This window comes from Microbacterium sp. Y-01 (assembly GCF_003856715.1).
GTDB lineage: Bacteria > Actinomycetota > Actinomycetes > Actinomycetales > Microbacteriaceae > Microbacterium > Microbacterium algeriense.
Window position 1 is genome coordinate 26,822 of record NZ_CP024170.1, and the last position, 16,490, is coordinate 43,311.

The following is a 16,490-nucleotide window of genomic DNA, read 5'->3' on the forward strand; positions in this document are numbered from 1 at the left end:
CACTGAGCGAGGAGCGAAGCGACGAGTCGAAAAGGTGGTCATGTCAGCCGATCACCACCCGCGGTTGGCGACGGACGCCGTCGGAGATGCGCAGCAGCAGCGCCACGATGAGCCAGTTGGCCACGAGGGAGGAGCCACCGGCCGCGAGGAACGGTGTGGTCAGACCCGTCAGGGGGATCACACGGGTCACTCCGCCGACCATGATGAACACCTGCAGCGCGATCGTGAACGACAGGCCGGTCGCGAGCAGCTTGCCGAAGTCGTCCTGACCGGCGAGGCCGATGCGCATGCCGCGGCTGACGAACACCATGTACAGGCAGAGGATGGCGAACAGCCCGATCAGGCCGAGCTCCTCGCCCAGGCTCGTGATGATGTAGTCGCTGTGCGCGAGCGGGGTCACCTCGGGGCGGCCCTGTCCCCAGCCGGTCCCGATGAGTCCACCGCGGGCCAGGCCGAACAGACCCTGCATGGGCTGGTAGCCCGCGCCGTCCGGATCCACCTGGTTCGCGTCGAAGAGGAAGAGCCAGTTGATGAAGCGGCCGTGCACGTAGCTGAGGATCTGCGTCGCGACCGCGACGCCGGCGACCACGAGGGTCAGACCGATGAGCACCCAGCTCGTCTTGCCGGTGGCGACGTAGAGCATCGCCACGAACATCCCGAAGATGAGCGTTCCGGTGCCGAGGTCGCGCTGGAAGACGATGATGCCGAGCGAGATGATCCAGACGACGAGCACGGGCCCGAGCTCCCGCATGCGCGGCCACGTGATCCCGAGGACCTTCTTGCCGACGGAGGTGAGGCTCTCGCGCGTGCGGACCAGGTACCCGGCGAAGAAGATCGCGAGGCAGATCTTGGCGAGCTCGCCGGGCTGGAACGCGAACACGCCGCCCAGCGAGACCCAGACCGCGGCGTTCGCGTCGGGGATCCGCAGTCCGGGGATGAACGGGAGCAGCAGGAGCAGGATTCCGGCGAGGCCGAAGATGTACGTGTACCGGAACAGCACGCGGTAGTTGCGCAGCAGGATCACGACGACGATCGCGCCGGCGAGGGAGATCGCGGTCCAGGCCAGCTGCTTGGTGGAGTACGCGTTCCAGCCCGTGTTCTTGAATGCGATGTCGATCCGGTAGATCATCGCGATGCCGAGGCCGGTGAGCAGCGTCGCGATCGGCACCACGAACGGGTCGGCGTCGGAGGCCACGAAGCGCAGCACGATGTGCAGGGCGAACGCGAGGGCTGCGAGACCGCCGCCGATCGCGAGGATCATCGGGTCGATCACGCCGAGGGCGCCGAGCTGCACGAGGGTCAGGGCCGCACCGCTGATCGCGCAGGCGAACAGGAGGAGCCAGAACTCGCGGTTGCGCTGGGTCTGCGGCATGCGAAGGCGTCGGAGCGCCTTGATGACGGTGGTGTCGGCCTGCACGTCGGTGCTCATCCCTCACCTCCGGCGGGCGTCTCGCTCGGAGTGGGCACCGGGGTCGGCAGCGGGGTCTGCTCGATCACGTTCGCGTCGGCACCGGCGCGGAGTCGGTCCACGATCGCCATCGCGTCGGACAGCGAGCGCGCGGTGATGGTGCGCTCGACCGAGGCCCGCTGATACGGCGGCAGGTTCGCGAGGAGGATCTCGGTGTCCTCCACCGGCGTGGAGAGGGTGATCGGGCCGATGTTCTGCTGCACGCCCTGGAAGATCACCACGCTGTCCTCATCCGCGCCGATGAAGTAGCGCGTCTGCGTCCAGCTGTAGGCGGCGAAGGCCGCGAAGGCGAGCATGGCGACGACCACGAGCGCTCCGGCGATCCAGCCCAGCCGGCGGCGCTTGGCGCGGCGGCGGTCCTCTTCGATGAGCTCCTCGAGGTACTCCGGCGCCGGCTCGAAGTGGCTGGGTTCGTTCGCTGCCTGCCGCACCGGGTGCAGCCAGCTGGAGCGCGGCGGCCGCACAGGAGGCACGTAGACGCCGTCGGGGTTCGAGGCCGAGCCGACGATGGTCGGGGTGCCCGAGTGGATCGGGTGCTGCCCGCCGACGTCGACCAGGACGATCGTGACGTTGTCGGGGGCGCCGCCGTCGAGGGCCTGCTTGAGCAGGTTGTCGGCCGTGCGACCAGGGGCGAGGCCGAGCTGCATGGCCTTGAGGATGTGGGGCTCGTCGACCACACCGGACAGGCCGTCGGAGCACAGCAGCCAGCGGTCGCCGGGCTGCGTGTGCATGACGAACATGTCGAGCTCGGGGTCCGAGTCCATGTCGCTGAGCACCCGCATCAGCACGGAGCGACGCGGGTGGTAGCGCGCTTCCTCCGGCGTGATGCGGCCGGAGTCGACCAGACGCTGCACGAACGTGTGGTCGGCGGTGATCTGGGTCAGCGCGTCGTCGCGGTACAGGTAGATGCGCGAGTCGCCGATGTGGCCGATGACCGCGTACTCGTCGACCATGATGATCGCGCTGAGGGTGGTGCCGAGGCCGGCCAGCTCCGGGCGGTCCTTGGCGGCGCGGATGAGGTCGCCCGCTGCCGTCGTCGCCGCCGCCTGCAAGGCCGCCTGCGCATCCTCCGTGGAGGAGTAGGCCTGGTCGAGCGGCTCCAGCCGCTGGATCGCGATGCTGGAGGCGACGTCGCCGCCCGCGTGGCCGCCCATGCCGTCGGCGACGACGAACAGGTTCGCTCCGGAGTACCCGGAGTCCTGATTGTTGGAGCGGACCTTCCCGGTGTGGGAGATCGCGACGCTCGAGCCCTCGAAGACCATGCCGGTGTCAGGCTCGCAGCTCGAAGGTCGTGGCGCCCACCTTGATGGGGGTCCCGAGCGAGAGCGTCACGGGCGAGGAGCCGACGCGCTGCCCCGCGACGAAGGTGCCGTTCGTGGAGTCGAGGTCCTGGATCGCCCAGCTGTCGCCGCGCAGCATCAGTCGGGCGTGGTGGCTGGAGGTGTAGTCGTCGCGGATCACCAGGGCCGACTCGCTGGAGCGTCCGATCGTGAGGGAGTCGGCGCTGAGCGGCAGCTCGAGACCGGCCTTCGGGCCCGAGGTGATCACGAGCCGCTTGGCGGTGGCGACGGTGGCCGGGCCGCTGGACGGACGGGAAGGCGACGGCTTCGCCGCGGGAGCTGCGGCGGGAGCGGGAGCCGGAGCGCCCGCGGTGGCCTCTGCCGGGAGCTTGCGCACGCGGACGCCGAACAGGTCGGCGCGCAGCGAGTAGACGACCCCGAACACGAAGAACCACATCAGGATGAGGAACCCGACGCGCAGCAGGAGGAGGATCAGTTCACTCAACCGAGGGCTCCGAACGCTCGGGTGGCGTCGTCGCCGCGCGAGGCCGGGCGGGACGGCGTCGCGACGGGGACGATCCGGAAGACCAGATCGGTGCGCCCGATCGTGATGGTCGTGTCGTTGGGGAGGGCGGCTTCGCGGAGCTTCTGCCCGTTGACCTTCGTGCCGTTGGTCGATCCGAGGTCGCGCATCATGGCGCGCTCGCCGTCCCAGAGGATCTCGACGTGCTTGCGGCTCGACCCTGCATCCGCGATCGTGATGTCGGCGTCGGACCCGCGCCCGATCACCGTTCGCGCTCGCGAGATGGAGTGACGGCGGCCGTCGACGTCGACCACGGCCTGCCAGCTGACCCGGCCCTCGACCGTGCCCGAGTTCACCCGCACGGTGCCGGTGGCGACCTTCTCGTCGGCTTCGAGCGTGATCGACAGCGGTCCCGCGAAGCTGTAGCCCTGCGCCTTGGCGTGCTTGGTGAGGAGCGCGTGCAGTTCGTCGGTCAGCGCACCGCCCAGGCCGCGCATCCGCTCCGAGTCGTCGGCACTGAGGCGCACGACGTAGCTGTTGGGGGCGATGATGCGGTCGCGGCTGACCACGGCCGCCTTCGTGTCGGCCTCGCGCCGCAGCGCCGAAGCGATCTCCACAGGCTGGATGCCGCTGCGGAAGGTCTTGGCGAACGCGCTGTTGACTGCGCGCTCGAGACCCTTCTCAAAGCTGTCAAGTAGTCCCACTGGGCTCCTCTGGCATGCCGGCTGGTAGGGACATCGTAGCCAGGTGTCCTGGGGGAACGCCGCCGATGACCCCCGTCGAGTGTGCAACGAGGCCGAAAACGCATGATATCTTTGGGAAGTTGAGTTCCTCGGAACGAGACGACTCGCGCGAGTGGCGGAATGGTAGACGCGCTGGCTTCAGGTGCCAGTGTCCGTAAGGACGTGGGGGTTCAAGTCCCCCCTCGCGCACGAACAGAAAATGGCCTCTGACCTGGGGTTTAGATCACCGGGTTGGGGGTCATTTTCGTGCCATGTGCTGAGATATGTGCTAAGCCCCACCGAGATGGGCCGCGAAGCGGTCTGCTGCGGCTTTCTGCATCGTCGGGGTGACATGGCTGTAGATGTTCATCGTGGTTGTGATGGTGGAGTGCCCCAGGCGCTCCTGTACTACCTTGGGATGCTCGCCAAGCTCCAGCAGGAGTGTGGCGTGCGTGTGGCGCAGCCCCTTGATCGTCACGCGGGGCAGCGTCGGGTGTGCCTTGGCGAGCCAGTTCATGCGGCGATCCCAGCGGCTCGTCATGGCGTCGGGTGAGCGCAGCTTGCCCTCGTCGTCACCGAACACATACGCATCGGCTTTCGCCAAATCGAACGACACTTCGGCGCGGGCGACCTTGTAGGAGGCGAGCACTTTGAGGGTCGCGGCGTCCACGTCGATCACGCGGGCGGTGCCCGTTTTCGTGGTCTTGGTGGTCGTCCAGTCCTCGGTGTTCACCGCTCGCCGGATGCTGATGCGCCCGGTCTTGGTGTTGATGTCGTTCCATCTGAGCGCGAGAGCTTCGGAGCGTCGCATCCCGGTGTAGGCGATCAGTCGCCACAGTGGGAACAGTTCGTCTTGCAGTTCCTTCTCGTTCCAAGTGAGGAACGTCTGTAGCTGCTCGCCCGTCCAGGTCACGATTTCCGGTTTCTGCGCTCGAACCTGTGACGACTTCGGGGCGTTCACGGTGCGCTTCTTCTTTGCCGGGTTGACTTGGATCAGCCCATCGTCGATTGCGGCGTCGAGGATCGCGCCGAGGACGACGTGCACCTTGTGGATGCTGTTGGCCGAGAGTGGTTTGCCTTTGCCGTACTCGTCCTTGCGCCCGCTCTTTTCCAACTCCCGGTAGTGGGAGCCGATGCGGGTGGCGGTGAGCTTGTCGATCCTGATGCGACCCAGGTCGGGGGTGATGTGGTTACGGATGATCTTCCGATACCCCTTGATCGTGGAATCGGCCAGCCGCAAGCTCGACATCCAATGCTCGGCGTACACACCGACCGTGGGGGTCTTGCCCTGGAACTTCTCGTTCCTCGCTTTCTTTCGTAGCGCCTCGGTGAGCGCGGCCTGTGCTTCTTCGAGGTCGGTGAACCCGCCACGGGTGAGCCGCTTCTCGCCCAGCTCGGGCTTCTCCGGGTCGATCAGCACATAGATTTGGAACTTCCACCGTCGCCCCTTGCGGGTCTGGTAGTCGCCCAGCGATCCCTGATGCCGCGACCGGGAACGTCGCTGCTGCTTCTGCTTCACCCCCTCAACGCTGCTCGGTGCCGCCTCGTCCGGCGGCGGGTGACTGGCTGGTGCCATAGACCTTGCTCCTTTCTCTCGTGGTGGTTCGTTACTCGAACGCGAGTGAGGCGTTCGGGTCGAGTTGCAACAGCCTGCCGGTGGCGTGTTCCTCGCGGGCGGTCTGCACGTCGTAGCGTTCCTGGTACACCTCGCGCGGAGTGATACCAACCTGGCCGCGGTCGTACTTGGCGAGTATTTCCTCGGCCCAGTGCGCCGAGTTGATCGCTTGGAAGCGTTGCTCTTTCCAGTAGCGCACCAAGTCCTCGGTGGTGAGCTTCACGGCGCCTGCGACCCATGCCTGTATCTCTTCGGGTAGGAACGACTCGGGCACCCCGGTCAGCGTGACCGCCTCAGCAAGCGGGGTAAGAAGAGCTGCGGGTGTGGTGCGGAGGATGTAGGCGAGGGCGGTGAGGTCGTCCACGTCCACGCGCCGGTCGCCGTTCTCGATCTTGCTGATCCCCGACGGGGCGAGCTTTCGGCCCGCCTCGGTCATCAGCCGGGCGGCGGTGCGCACGTCCATGCCGATGGCCTGGCGTGCGGTGCGGAGGTTCTGGGCGACGTGCTCGTGCGTGATCCCGGCGGGGTTTCCCCGCACTCGTTCTGTTTCCATACTAGGAACGTACATGCCCGCTCTTGACTCGTCAAGCACCATACTGTACTTTATTGGGAACTCAGGACTCTTGATTAGGGACGGCAGGCAGGGCGATGAGAGACATATCGGTGACATTGGACGACTTACGGGCCTCCCGTAACGCGGTCATTACACGGGCGGAGGCTGCGGCGGCGCTCGGGGTCGATCCCCGCACGATCACGGCGAGCATCGAGAACGGGTCGATCCCGTCCGTGAAGCTCGGCAGGCGGGTCGTGATTCCACGAGAGAAGTTCCTGCGCATCTTCGACGGCGACGACGCACACTCCACGGTTCCCGGCACCCCTGCGCGGTGAACAGGGCTGGTGGTGCCGATTCGGCACTCCCGTGCTGGTCGTCCGGCGCTTTGTCGGACGTGCCGCGTAGACTGAACTCACGAAGCCGACCACAAGGAGGCACCCCATTATGGCGACGAAGACTCGCGTATCCGAGGCGCACGTTCAGCGCGTGCTCACTGAGGTGCAGGCCGGGCAGCAGACCGCCGGTGAGCAGATGACCCCCGAGGGGCTGGAGCTTCTGGCCCGCCAGGTGCGCGGCGAGATCACCGTGGACGAGGCTGTCGAAGTGATCGCCGCCCGTACCCGCGCACGCCTGGCCGCTCGCACCGCCTGAACCGCTCGGCGTCGCGATGCCTGATCGGTACACCTATCCGGGCAGCGATGTTCTGGTCAACACGTTCGGCATCACCGACTACGACGACTGGAAAGATGCTGAGGCCGACTTCATCGGTGCCCGCATGGGTGCGCTACGCGAGCACCCCGTCGCTGGTGGCTACGATCTGCCGCACTTGCAAGCGATCCACGCCTACCTGACGCAAGATATGTACTCCTGGGGTGGCGAGATTCGCGCCACCGACACCCATCCCGGCGGCACCGGCATTGCGCATTGCCGCCCGCAGTTCATCGTTCCCGAGACGGAGCGCGTGTTTGGTGCGCTCGCCCAGCGCGACTACCTGCGCGACCTGGACGTGGATGCGTTCTCGGATGGGCTGGCGTGGGTGTGGGGTGAGACGACGGCGATCCATCCGTTCCGTGACGTGAACACGCGCAGTCAGCATGTCTTCTTCAACCAGCTCGCCCGCGATGCCGGGTGGGTGATCGACTGGTCGCAGATCCCCGGCGACGTGTTCGCCCATGCCCGCACCCTCGCCATCGTGGAAGATCACTCCGGGCTTGACGCGCTGATCCGCCCGAACCTCGTCACCGTCGAAGACGCCGCACGCTCCGACCGGCTCACGGCGAGCCTGGACGGGCACGCACAGGGCTTCACCACTCGCCGGTCGGTGCGCGACCCGGAGACGTTGGATCGCGCGCTCGACGCCGCCCGGCAGCGCCGCTGGAACCTCCAGCCGCCTGAGGCGTTCGGTGGCGCGTCGCCCTGTGATCCGCGCAGCGGCCCCTCGCTCGGCCTATAAGCCCAGGCTCGGGCCGTCACGCCGTGGCTCTGTGCTCGGGTGGTTCTGCTCGACCGTGCCGCGCAGTCGCCGCGCGCGGTCAGCGGCAAGCTGCCGGACCTGCTCTGCCGCTGCACGCTTCACTTCGACCAGTGCGGCGGCTTGCTCGGGCGGCAGGGCGCGCAATTCCTCGGCATCGCGCCGCGCCACCGCCGCCTGTGCGTGCACGTTGCGGGCTTCGCGGTCGGGGCGGATGAACCGTGCTCGTATCGGGTCACGACGCACCCGTTCGACCCCCAACTCTCGCGCGAGCAGCGTGAGGCGTTCGCGGTTGTGCTGGTCTTTGAGCGCCGCCCGCCCAGACTGCGCATCCGCGAGGCGGCGGTCAGCGTCGATCACTCGCGGGTCGTTCTCGGCACGCCGCTCGGCAGCGGTGGTGGCCCACTCGGTGAGGCCGTCACCGTGGCGCGGTAGTACACCCCAGGCGTCGCGCACCTGCTCGCGTGCCGTGTGGGTGCGCTCGGTCGCGGCCTGGTACTCCTGTCGCGCTCGGCGCCGTCCGAACCTGCCCGACGTGGCGAGCCGTTCCGATGTGGTGCTCTCGGCGGTGACGGCTGTGAGGTAGGTTTCGCCGTCCTCGACGGCCTGCGGCACCAACTCCGCGACGACCTCGGCGCGGGCTTGGGCTGTGTGAGTCTCGGCGGCGCGGATCATCTCGGCGCTTTGCTCGTCCTCCGCCTGGTGGTTGGCCTGCTGCTGGTCGAGCCGCTCCGCGATCTGCTCCCACTTCTCGGCCGTTCGCTCGGCGCGCTCAGCGTCACGCAGGAGTCGGACAACCTCGTCGTTGACGAGCTTCACCGGGCCATCAGCGACGAGGCCGCGCACCGCTTCGGCCGCGCGTTCGGTCGCGTCGGCGAGTCCTCGGTCTGCGCGGTCGCGTTCGATCGCCTCGATGAACTGCGCTCGGGCGTCGGCCATGCTTTCCGCGACGACGTGCAGGGTGTTCTCGTTTCGGCCGCGGGTCATGCCAACATAGACGGTCGCGCCGCCCATCTGCTCGGTGAGGACGGTGTGTGAGGCGGGCACGGTAACGCCCTGCACCCCATAGGCGGTCGCGGCATAGGAGAGGTGGGTGTGCTCGCGCACATACTCGGCGGGCAGGCGGATTGAGTGTTCGCGTTTGCGGTCGCTGTGCGCGTCACGCACCCAGAGCGACCCATCCTGCTCGACTCGTTGGACGATCCACGGTTGCCGGTTCGCCACGCCCAGGTCGGCGCGGTTCTGCCGGGTCTGGATCAGATCACCGCGCCCGATGCTGAGGCTGTCGCTGCCGGTGGTCGTGGTGGTGTCGTCGACGATGCCCGCGCGGGTGCGTTCGTCTCGGATGCGATCATTCAGCCGGGCCGCCTCGTCATTCGATGCGACGGTGACGGCGTCGCCGTCGTGTCTGCTGGTGGCGAGGTCTTCGCGCAGTTCGTCGGCATCGGTGTGGAGCCGGATCAGCCCGAGCTTGCGCAGCCGGTCGAACACCTCGCCGGGGTTGCGACGGTCGCGCATCTGCACGGTCACCTCGGCGTAGGCGGGGTTGGTGAAGCGGTGTACCTCATCCATGTCGAACGTGCGGCCCCTGAGTTGTGCGGCCATGTCGAGCACGCCGCCCCTGCCGACTGCGGGCAGTTGCGCGCGGTCGCCGACGAGCGCGAGGGTTGCGCCCGTCTCGGCTGTGACGGTGAACAGGGCGAGTGCGGTGTCTTGGTCGAGCATCCCGGCCTCGTCCACGACGATCCGCTCGCCACGGCGCAACTGCGCGTCTCGGGGTGGGCCGGTGTAGGTTCCGCCAGTCATCGGATCGGTGTCGCCTGGGGCGAGGCGTGTCCATACGCCGTCCTGGTTCCAGCGCCATCCGTACGCGTAGACGAGGGCGGCGACGCTTTCGGCGGGCACGCCAAGTTCTTGGTGCGCGACCTCGGCGGCACGCTTGGTCGGCGCAACCACCCGCACCCTGCCGCCGCGCTGCTCAGCGGCGCGGATCGCGGTGGCGAGCATCGTGGTCTTGCCCGCGCCTGCGGCGCCCTCCACGATCACCAACGGATCAGTCGAGGCGACCGCTGCGGCCGCGACGAGCTGGCCAGGGTCAAGCTGCTGCCCGAGTGCGGCCGCGTGCTCGCGCACGTCGCCGTGTTTCGGCTCGCGGTCGGGTGTTCGGGCGGTGATGAGGTCGCGCAGTTCCGTCTCTACCTGCACCACCCGCAAACTCGTGAGGTGCGCGACATGCTCCGGGGTAGCGGTGTCAGGCGGCAGGATCGAGAAGCAATCCTCGAGCGCGAGCGTCGTTGCAACGGTCACCAGTTCGCGCAACTCCTGCGGGGTGGCACGCACGCCCGCCTCGGTGATGATGCGGGTGGCGTGTTCCTGCACGGTGTGGCGAGTCCATGCCGACTCTGCTGCGGCGCAACGATCCAGCGCACGCGATGCGATCCGCTGCACCGAGACCTCATCCGGTGATACCGGCACACGCGCCGGCATGCGGGCCAGGTGTTCGGGGTCGTAGCCGACCTCGCGGAGCTCGGTCAGCCAGGCTTCCTCTTCCCGCAAGGTCGTGGGCTTCTTCGCGGGGCGCTCATACGCCCACGCCTGCGCTGTCAGCCGAGATGAGACGACCGGCCCCATCGTCTCGCCCGGATGCGCCGTCTCCCACTCGTCTTCGAGCCGTTCCAGGTTCTTCCGCACCTGCTCGCCGCGCTTCGACATGAGCGCGTTGAACGGTTCGAGTTCGGTGACTTCGCCAGTCACCGGGTCGAGGAGGAGGCCGTGACGGTCGAGCACTTCCGCGAGTTCGGGGCTGGCGGCGATCACGGCAGTACCGAGGGCGCGGATCGCGCCTTGCTGCCGGAACGTCGCCGCCGTGTCGAGCGCCCGCCACTTGCCCGCCGCCCAGACACGGGCGCCGATCTGCATGTGGATATGCCGGTGAGGATCACCGGCCCGGCTCGTCCGGTGCGTGATGCCGACCACCTGCATGTGCTCAATAGGTACGACCTCCTGCTTGCCGCGCGGGCCGACACGAGTCACGGAGTACTGGGCGAGCCACCGCTGAATCTCCGCCAGGGCGTCCTGCTGTGCTGCGTCCAGCGCCTTGGATACCTCGGGATGCAAGGCGGCAGCGACGGACAGGCTCTTGGGGGTGTTGATGACCATTTCCGCGAACCGGGGCGACCCCTGCCGATTCAACCCCGCGAGGCGAGGCCTTCCCATCTGCTCGCCGGTATCCGGATTGATCCAGTCCACCCATCCCGCATACTCGTCAGCGGTCAGCACCCGACTACTCACGGCCTCGCCCGAAGCGTCGAGCACCGCGTACTGAACCCCGGTGCTGTCAGACAGGTAGTAGTCGTCAGCACGCGAGCGGTCGGCCTCGACATAGCGCAGCGCATCAGCCCCGGTGCCCCGGAGCAAGATCACGCCGCCCTGCATCGCTCTCACCACCAATGTTTCTAAACTAGAAACTCTATCTATCTACCACGGTAGCATACGTTCATTCAGAAGTCAGCAGAGCGATCTTAGAATCGCACTGTGCGACACGGAAGGTTCGCGTAAGTCGGTGACGGCTTCTGAGCCGCGAGTGAACACTGCGTGAATGCAGCGCGGCGAGTAGCGCCAGTCCCGGATGGTGCCCCATTCTGAGTAAGAAATGTTATCCGCAGAAGGTGGCCGTCGAACCGACTTTGGCGCGCCATTGCTGGTCCTTCTGGTGTTCTTGAGGTTAGGGTGCACGTCGTTCGGTGGCCCGGTCGCTCACCTTGGATATTTTCGAGCAGAGTTCGTCGAGCGACGCAGATGGCTGGGTGATCGCGCGTATGCGGATCTTGTCGCATTGTGCCAGTTTCTTCCCGGCCCGGCATCAAGCCAGGTCGGCATGGCGATCGGTTTGCAGAGAGCTGGAATACTCGGTCTTGTCGCGGCATGGCTCGGGTTCACACTGCCATCTGCGGTATTGCTGTTCGGGTTCGCGCTCGGCGTATCGACCCTTGGCGACGTATCGCAGGCTGGATGGGTGCTGGGCCTGAAGGCTGCGGCGGTCGCGGTCGTGGGTCATGCTGTGCTCGGGATGGCAAAGTCACTCACGCCTGATGCGCGACGAGCGACGATTGCTGTCGGGGTGCTCACTGTCGTGCTGCTCGTACCCGGCCCGCTGACGATGTTCGGCGCGATGGCCTTGGCCGGGATCGCGGGGTTCTTCGTCTGTCGATCCCCGAGCACGACCGAGAACGATGAACCGCGTTTCCGGGTGCGCCTGCGGCCCGCAGTCGGATGGTTGAGCCTGGCTGTGTTCGTCATGCTGCTCGCAGGGTTGCCGATTTTTGCTGTGTTCACCGGCAACGCCACGGTAGGCCTGATTGACACCTTCTATCGTGCGGGGTCGTTCGTGTTCGGCGGCGGGCATGTCGTGCTCCCGCTTTTGCAGGCTGAGACAGTGCAGACTGGACTGGTGGAGCCGGGTGCGTTCCTCGCGGGGTATGGTGCCGCGCAGGCGGTGCCAGGGCCGCTGTTCACCTTCGCCGCGTTTCTCGGAGCGGTCACCACGGGCGGCCCGAGTGGGCTGCTCGGCGCATCCATTGCGCTGCTCGCGATCTTTCTGCCGTCTGCGCTGCTCGTGATGGGGGTGCTGCCCTTCTGGGAGCGGTTGCGTCGTGCGCCGAGAGTGCAGCGTGTGCTGACGGGCGTGAACTCCGGAGTCGTCGGGCTGCTCGCCGCCGCGCTGTACGACCCCGTATTCACCGCGGGTGTCACGAACGCCGCATCACTCGTCGTCGCGGCACTCGCGTTTGTCGCACTCACGTCCTGGAAAACACCGGCATGGGCGGTAGTGCTCGGGGCCGCAGGAGCCGGGGCATTGCTGCTCTGAACGCGCTACGCGGATACTCAGGCGAGGCTGGCCTACAGTGCGAGAAGCGTGCCCGCCTGGGAGGATTGAAGCATGAGCCGTTTTTCATCTCTGGTCAGGGCATATCCACTCGTGATCGCAACACTGTTGGTGGCTATGATCGGGTTGGTTCTTTTAGCGACTCCGGCCATTGAGTCGGCCAGCTGGATTGTGGGTGCGTATGCGCTCGTGATTGCCGGGTGGGAGGCGGTCGGGATGATCCGGCAGCTCATCCGAGGGCACGCCGGGCTCGACATTCTTGCGGTGACGGCAATCACCGCTGCAGTGCTCGTTGGGGAGCCGTGGGCGGCGCTCGTGGTGGTGCTGATGCTCACCGGCGGGGCGGCCCTCGAAGATTACGCTGAGAACCGTTCGAAGCGGGAACTGACCGCGCTGCTGCGTAAGGCACCCCAGCAGGCCACGCGCATCCTCGCCCCAAGCGCACCCGGCGCGGACATGCACGGGCATACTGCCGAGGTCACGACCGAGGACATACCGGTCGAAGAAGTCGAGGTGGGTGATCTGTTGTTGGTGCGGCCGGGTGCACTCGTGCCTGTGGACTCGATCCTCGTCTCCGAGCACGCCGTGTTCGATGAGTCGTCATTGACCGGTGAAAGTCTGCCCGTTGAGCGTGACGCGGGAGAGAAAGTGTCGAGCGGTGCCGTGAATGGACAAGCCGCAGTCACCATGCGGGCTGCGGCTCCGGCCGCCGAGAGCGAGTATCAGCAGATTGTTCGGCTCGTCGAACAAGCCGCGGGGAGCAAAGCCAAAGGCGTGCGGCTCGCAGATCGGTACGCGGTGCCGTTCACAGTGCTCGCGCTCGTGATCGCCGGGATCGCGTGGGCGGTCAGTGGAGAGGCTGTCCGGTTTGCCGAGGTGCTGGTGGTGGCGACCCCATGCCCGCTGCTGATCGCCGCGCCGGTCGCGTTTCTCGGTGGCATGAGCCGTGCCGCGAGGTTCGGGCTGATCGTCAAGGGCGGCGGCACCCTCGAACAGCTTTCACGAGCCCGCTCGGCGGCATTCGATAAGACCGGCACCATCACTACCGGCAAGCCAGTGCTCGAACGCCTTCTGCCCGCCGACCGCGCCAGCGAAGACGAGCTGCTGCGTTTCGCAGCCTCAGCGGAGGTGTACTCCTCTCACGTGCTTGCGGACTCCGTCGTGCAGGCCGCGAAACAGCACGGCTTGTCGCTCGTCGAAGCCGAACATGCCGAGGAGATCGCGACAAACGGAGTCGCGGCTGTGTTCCGCACTCCTGACGCACCTGAGGCAGTGACGGTTCGTGTCGGCAAGCCCTCCTGGGTGCGCCACTCCGCGCCGGACCTCGTGCTGGCAGACCTTGCTCCAGGGGAACTCGCAATCTACGTCTCAGTCGATGGCCGTTTCGCCGGAGCCATCGTCATGCGCGACCAAGTGCGCGAAGAAGCAGCCCAGGCTCTCCGTCAGCTGAGCGCACTCGGTATCGAGCGTACGCTCATGGTCACCGGAGACGTTGCAGCCACCGCCGAACCCATCGCGCGGCGCCTTGGAATCAGCGAGGTGCACGCGGAGTGCCGCCCCGGCGACAAAGTTCGCATTGTCAGTAGCGTGCAGCCCCGCCCGCTCATCATGGTCGGTGACGGCCTCAACGATGCCCCGGTGCTCGCTGCTGCGGATATTGGCTTCGCAATGGGGGCGCGCGGTGCAACCGCAGCATCGGAGTCTGCGGACATCGTGAACCGCTACGACACGCTCTCGGCCCTGCCGCGCGCGGTGAGCATCGGCAAGGACACCGTGCGGATCGCACTGCAAAGCATCTGGCTCGGCATCATCATCAGCGTCGGCCTCATGCTCATCGCCGCCTTCGGGTTCCTCCCAGCACTCCTCGGCGCGTGGCTGCAAGAAGTCGTTGACCTGGTGGCCATCCTCGGCGCACTCCGTGCAGTCGGCCCACGATCTGAGCGAATCACACGATCATCACCAGTCGCATCGACGGAACAACTTCACTTCAGCACGACCCAAGACAGGAAATGAACAATATGGCATCCGACTCAAGCACCACGCCGCATCCCGGCGAAGCCCACCTGCAGAACGTGGGCCAACGTTTGAACTGGCTACGTGCAGGGGTGCTCGGCGCAAACGACGGCATCGTCTCTACCGCGGGTGTCGTCGTCGGTGTCGCTGCCGCTACACCAAACAACGTACTGGCAATCGCGACGGCCGGTATCGCCGCCGTAGTTGCCGGGGCGTTCTCAATGGCTGGCGGAGAGTATGTTTCGGTGAGCACCCAACGCGACACAGAGAAAGCGCTCATCGCAAAAGAACGGTGGGAGCTCGAAACCATGCCCGAGGAGGAGCTTGAAGAACTCACCGAGCTCTATCGACAGCGGGGCCTCTCAGATGACCTCGCACATCAGGTCGCGGTGCAGCTTACCGAGACGGACGCTCTCGCCGCTCACGCAGAGGTCGAACTCGGAATCGACCATGAAGAGTTCACAAGCCCGTGGGCAGCCGCCGTGTCATCGTTCATTGCGTTCGCCGTTGGAGCGCTGATCCCACTCATCATGATCTTGCTCCCCGTCGGCGGACACCGAGTTTGGATCGCAGCCATCGCAGTTGTGATCGGCCTCTTCCTCACCGGTTGGATCAGCGCTGCGCTCGGTGGCGCGCCGCGCGGTCGCGCAATTCTCCGGAACGTGGTCATGGGCTCAGCGACCATGATCGCCACATACGCCATTGGGGCACTCTTTGGCGTGGCCATCGGATAGGCCGCTTCTCGTGATCCGGCCCGATTTCATGTGCTAACTCATGTGCTACCGACGCTGCTAGGTTGTGAATCGCGGTGCAGTTATCCACAGGTGGGCCTCGCAGAAACCGCGGAATCATGCGGCAGAACGCCGATTCACGATTTCGTGTGCGAGGGGGAACGGATCAGTTCAAGTCCCCCCTCGCGCACAGTATGGCCCTGTTCTTTTCAGGCCAATGTGTTCGTGTAATGGAAGAGCCGGTCAGACCAGTAGTCTGACCGGCTCTATCTGTCGGGGCTGATCGCCGCACAGCACAGCGGCCCGTTCGAGATCGTCGAGCGGGCCGCTGTGGACTGCGACGGAGTCTACTTCTGGATGAAGGCGAGGATGTCGGGGTTGATGACCTCCGCGTGGGTGGTCAGCATGCCGTGCGGGAAGCCCTCGTAGATCTTGAGCTCCGAGTTCGCGAGGAGCTCGTGCTGCTTGAGAGCGGCATCCTTGTACGGGACGACCTGGTCGTCGTCGCCCTGGAGGACGAGAACCGGCACCGTGATGGCCTTGAGGTCCTCGGTCTGGTCGGTCTCGGAGAACGCCTTGATGCCCTCGTAGTGGGCGAGAGCGCTGCCGGTCATGCCCTGGCGCCACCAGTTGGCGACCACGGGCTCGGAGAGCTCCGCACCATCACGGTTGAAGCCGTAGAACGGACCCGACGCGACCGCCTGGAAGAACTCCGCGCGGTTGGCCGCCAGCGCCTCGCGGAAGCCGTCGAAGACGGAGAGGGGAGTGCCCTCGGGATTCGCTTCGGTCTGGAGCATCAGCGGCGGGACGGCGGAGACGAGGACGGCCTTCGCGACACGGCCCTGGGGCTGGCCGTACTTCGCGACGTAGCGGGCGACCTGTCCACCGCCGGTCGAGTGGCCGATGTGGACGGCGTTCTGCAGGTCGAGGTGCTCGACGACGGCATTCACGTCGCTGGCGTAGTGGTCCATGTCGTGGCCCACGGCGGTCTGCGAGGAGCGGCCGTGGCCGCGGCGGTCGCTGGCGACGACGCGGAAGCCCTTGCCGAGGAAGTAGAGCATCTGGGCATCCCAGTCGTCTGACGAGAGGGGCCAGCCGTGGTGGAACATGATGGGCTGAGCGTCGCGGGGACCCCAGTCCTTGAAGTAGATGTCGGTTCCGTCTTCAGTGGTCACGAAGGACATGAGAACTCCAGGTTGTTGAGTCGGGTAATGCCCGAATTCGGCGAG

14 protein-coding genes and 1 tRNA gene are annotated in these 16,490 nt (G+C 66.4%); 7 read left to right on the forward strand and 8 right to left on the reverse strand.

From position 1 onward, the window contains the following. Positions 1 to 43 precede the first annotated feature (43 nt). From CSX12_RS00135 to CSX12_RS00150, 4 genes are read right to left on the reverse strand one after another with little or no spacing between them, the layout of a single operon-like run. Positions 44 to 1,429, reverse strand: coding sequence for an FtsW/RodA/SpoVE family cell cycle protein (locus tag CSX12_RS00135; RefSeq protein WP_017203878.1), 1,386 nt, complete (start codon positions 1,427 to 1,429; stop codon positions 44 to 46). Beyond that, the gene (locus tag CSX12_RS00140) at positions 1,426 to 2,730 is read right to left on the reverse strand and encodes a protein phosphatase 2C domain-containing protein (RefSeq protein WP_017203879.1); all 1,305 of its coding nucleotides are present in this window, start codon (positions 2,728 to 2,730) and stop codon (positions 1,426 to 1,428) included. Before CSX12_RS00140 ends, CSX12_RS00135 begins: the two co-directional genes overlap by 4 nt. A gap of 7 nt (positions 2,731 to 2,737) precedes the next feature. Next, positions 2,738 to 3,253 carry an FHA domain-containing protein gene (locus CSX12_RS00145; protein WP_017203880.1) on the reverse strand — a complete coding sequence of 172 codons (516 nt, stop codon included), beginning with the start codon at positions 3,251 to 3,253 and terminating at the stop codon, positions 2,738 to 2,740. Continuing rightward, positions 3,250 to 3,975 (reverse strand): DUF3662 and FHA domain-containing protein, encoded by a 726-nt coding sequence (locus tag CSX12_RS00150; protein ID WP_017203881.1) that lies wholly within the window; start codon positions 3,973 to 3,975, stop codon positions 3,250 to 3,252. The genes CSX12_RS00145 and CSX12_RS00150 overlap by 4 nt, the downstream gene beginning before the upstream one ends. A gap of 145 nt (positions 3,976 to 4,120) precedes the next feature. Here CSX12_RS00150 and CSX12_RS00155 point away from each other — a divergent pair. Beyond that, positions 4,121 to 4,203 (forward strand) — tRNA-Leu (locus tag CSX12_RS00155). 79 nt (positions 4,204 to 4,282) lie between these two features. Here the strand turns inward: CSX12_RS00155 and CSX12_RS00160 are convergent. Continuing rightward, a complete protein-coding gene (locus tag CSX12_RS00160; RefSeq protein WP_164479505.1) occupies positions 4,283 to 5,512 on the reverse strand; it encodes a tyrosine-type recombinase/integrase in 1,230 nt (409 codons plus the stop codon). A gap of 88 nt (positions 5,513 to 5,600) precedes the next feature. Then, on the reverse strand, positions 5,601 to 6,161 hold the full coding sequence (locus tag CSX12_RS00165; RefSeq protein ID WP_069600596.1) for a helix-turn-helix transcriptional regulator: 561 nt from the start codon (positions 6,159 to 6,161) through the stop codon (positions 5,601 to 5,603). 110 nt (positions 6,162 to 6,271) lie between these two features. Here CSX12_RS00165 and CSX12_RS00170 point away from each other — a divergent pair, with 110 nt between their 5' ends. From CSX12_RS00170 to CSX12_RS00180, 3 genes are all read left to right on the forward strand, one after another. Continuing rightward, positions 6,272 to 6,496 carry a helix-turn-helix domain-containing protein gene (locus CSX12_RS00170; protein ID WP_240513601.1) on the forward strand — a complete coding sequence of 75 codons (225 nt, stop codon included), beginning with the start codon at positions 6,272 to 6,274 and terminating at the stop codon, positions 6,494 to 6,496. Between the two features lie 109 nt (positions 6,497 to 6,605). Beyond that, the gene (locus CSX12_RS00175) at positions 6,606 to 6,812 is read left to right on the forward strand and encodes a hypothetical protein (RefSeq protein WP_096145902.1); all 207 of its coding nucleotides are present in this window, start codon (positions 6,606 to 6,608) and stop codon (positions 6,810 to 6,812) included. A gap of 16 nt (positions 6,813 to 6,828) precedes the next feature. Next, on the forward strand, positions 6,829 to 7,614 hold the full coding sequence (locus CSX12_RS00180) for a Fic family protein (protein ID WP_124894434.1): 786 nt from the start codon (positions 6,829 to 6,831) through the stop codon (positions 7,612 to 7,614). Here the strand turns inward: CSX12_RS00180 and mobF are convergent. Continuing rightward, the gene (gene mobF, locus CSX12_RS00185; RefSeq protein WP_124896763.1) at positions 7,609 to 11,067 is read right to left on the reverse strand and encodes a MobF family relaxase; all 3,459 of its coding nucleotides are present in this window, start codon (positions 11,065 to 11,067) and stop codon (positions 7,609 to 7,611) included. The two genes, CSX12_RS00180 and mobF, sit on opposite strands and share 6 nt — an antisense overlap. Positions 11,068 to 11,284: 217 nt before the next feature. Between mobF and chrA the strand changes: the two genes are divergently transcribed. From chrA to CSX12_RS00200, 3 genes are all read left to right on the forward strand, one after another. Continuing rightward, the gene (chrA, locus tag CSX12_RS00190) at positions 11,285 to 12,499 is read left to right on the forward strand and encodes a chromate efflux transporter (protein ID WP_069600599.1); all 1,215 of its coding nucleotides are present in this window, start codon (positions 11,285 to 11,287) and stop codon (positions 12,497 to 12,499) included. Between the two features lie 72 nt (positions 12,500 to 12,571). Beyond that, positions 12,572 to 14,530 carry a heavy metal translocating P-type ATPase gene (locus CSX12_RS00195; protein ID WP_124894435.1) on the forward strand — a complete coding sequence of 653 codons (1,959 nt, stop codon included), beginning with the start codon at positions 12,572 to 12,574 and terminating at the stop codon, positions 14,528 to 14,530. A 5-nt stretch (positions 14,531 to 14,535) separates the two neighbouring features. Beyond that, positions 14,536 to 15,264 (forward strand): VIT family protein, encoded by a 729-nt coding sequence (locus CSX12_RS00200; RefSeq protein WP_054682433.1) that lies wholly within the window; start codon positions 14,536 to 14,538, stop codon positions 15,262 to 15,264. Positions 15,265 to 15,608: 344 nt separating this feature from the next. On the opposite strand, the gene CSX12_RS00205 is transcribed toward CSX12_RS00200, so the two are convergent. Then, positions 15,609 to 16,445: an alpha/beta hydrolase gene (locus CSX12_RS00205; RefSeq protein ID WP_124894436.1), complete on the reverse strand. Its 837-nt coding sequence runs from the start codon at positions 16,443 to 16,445 to the stop codon at positions 15,609 to 15,611. Positions 16,446 to 16,490 lie beyond the last annotated feature (45 nt).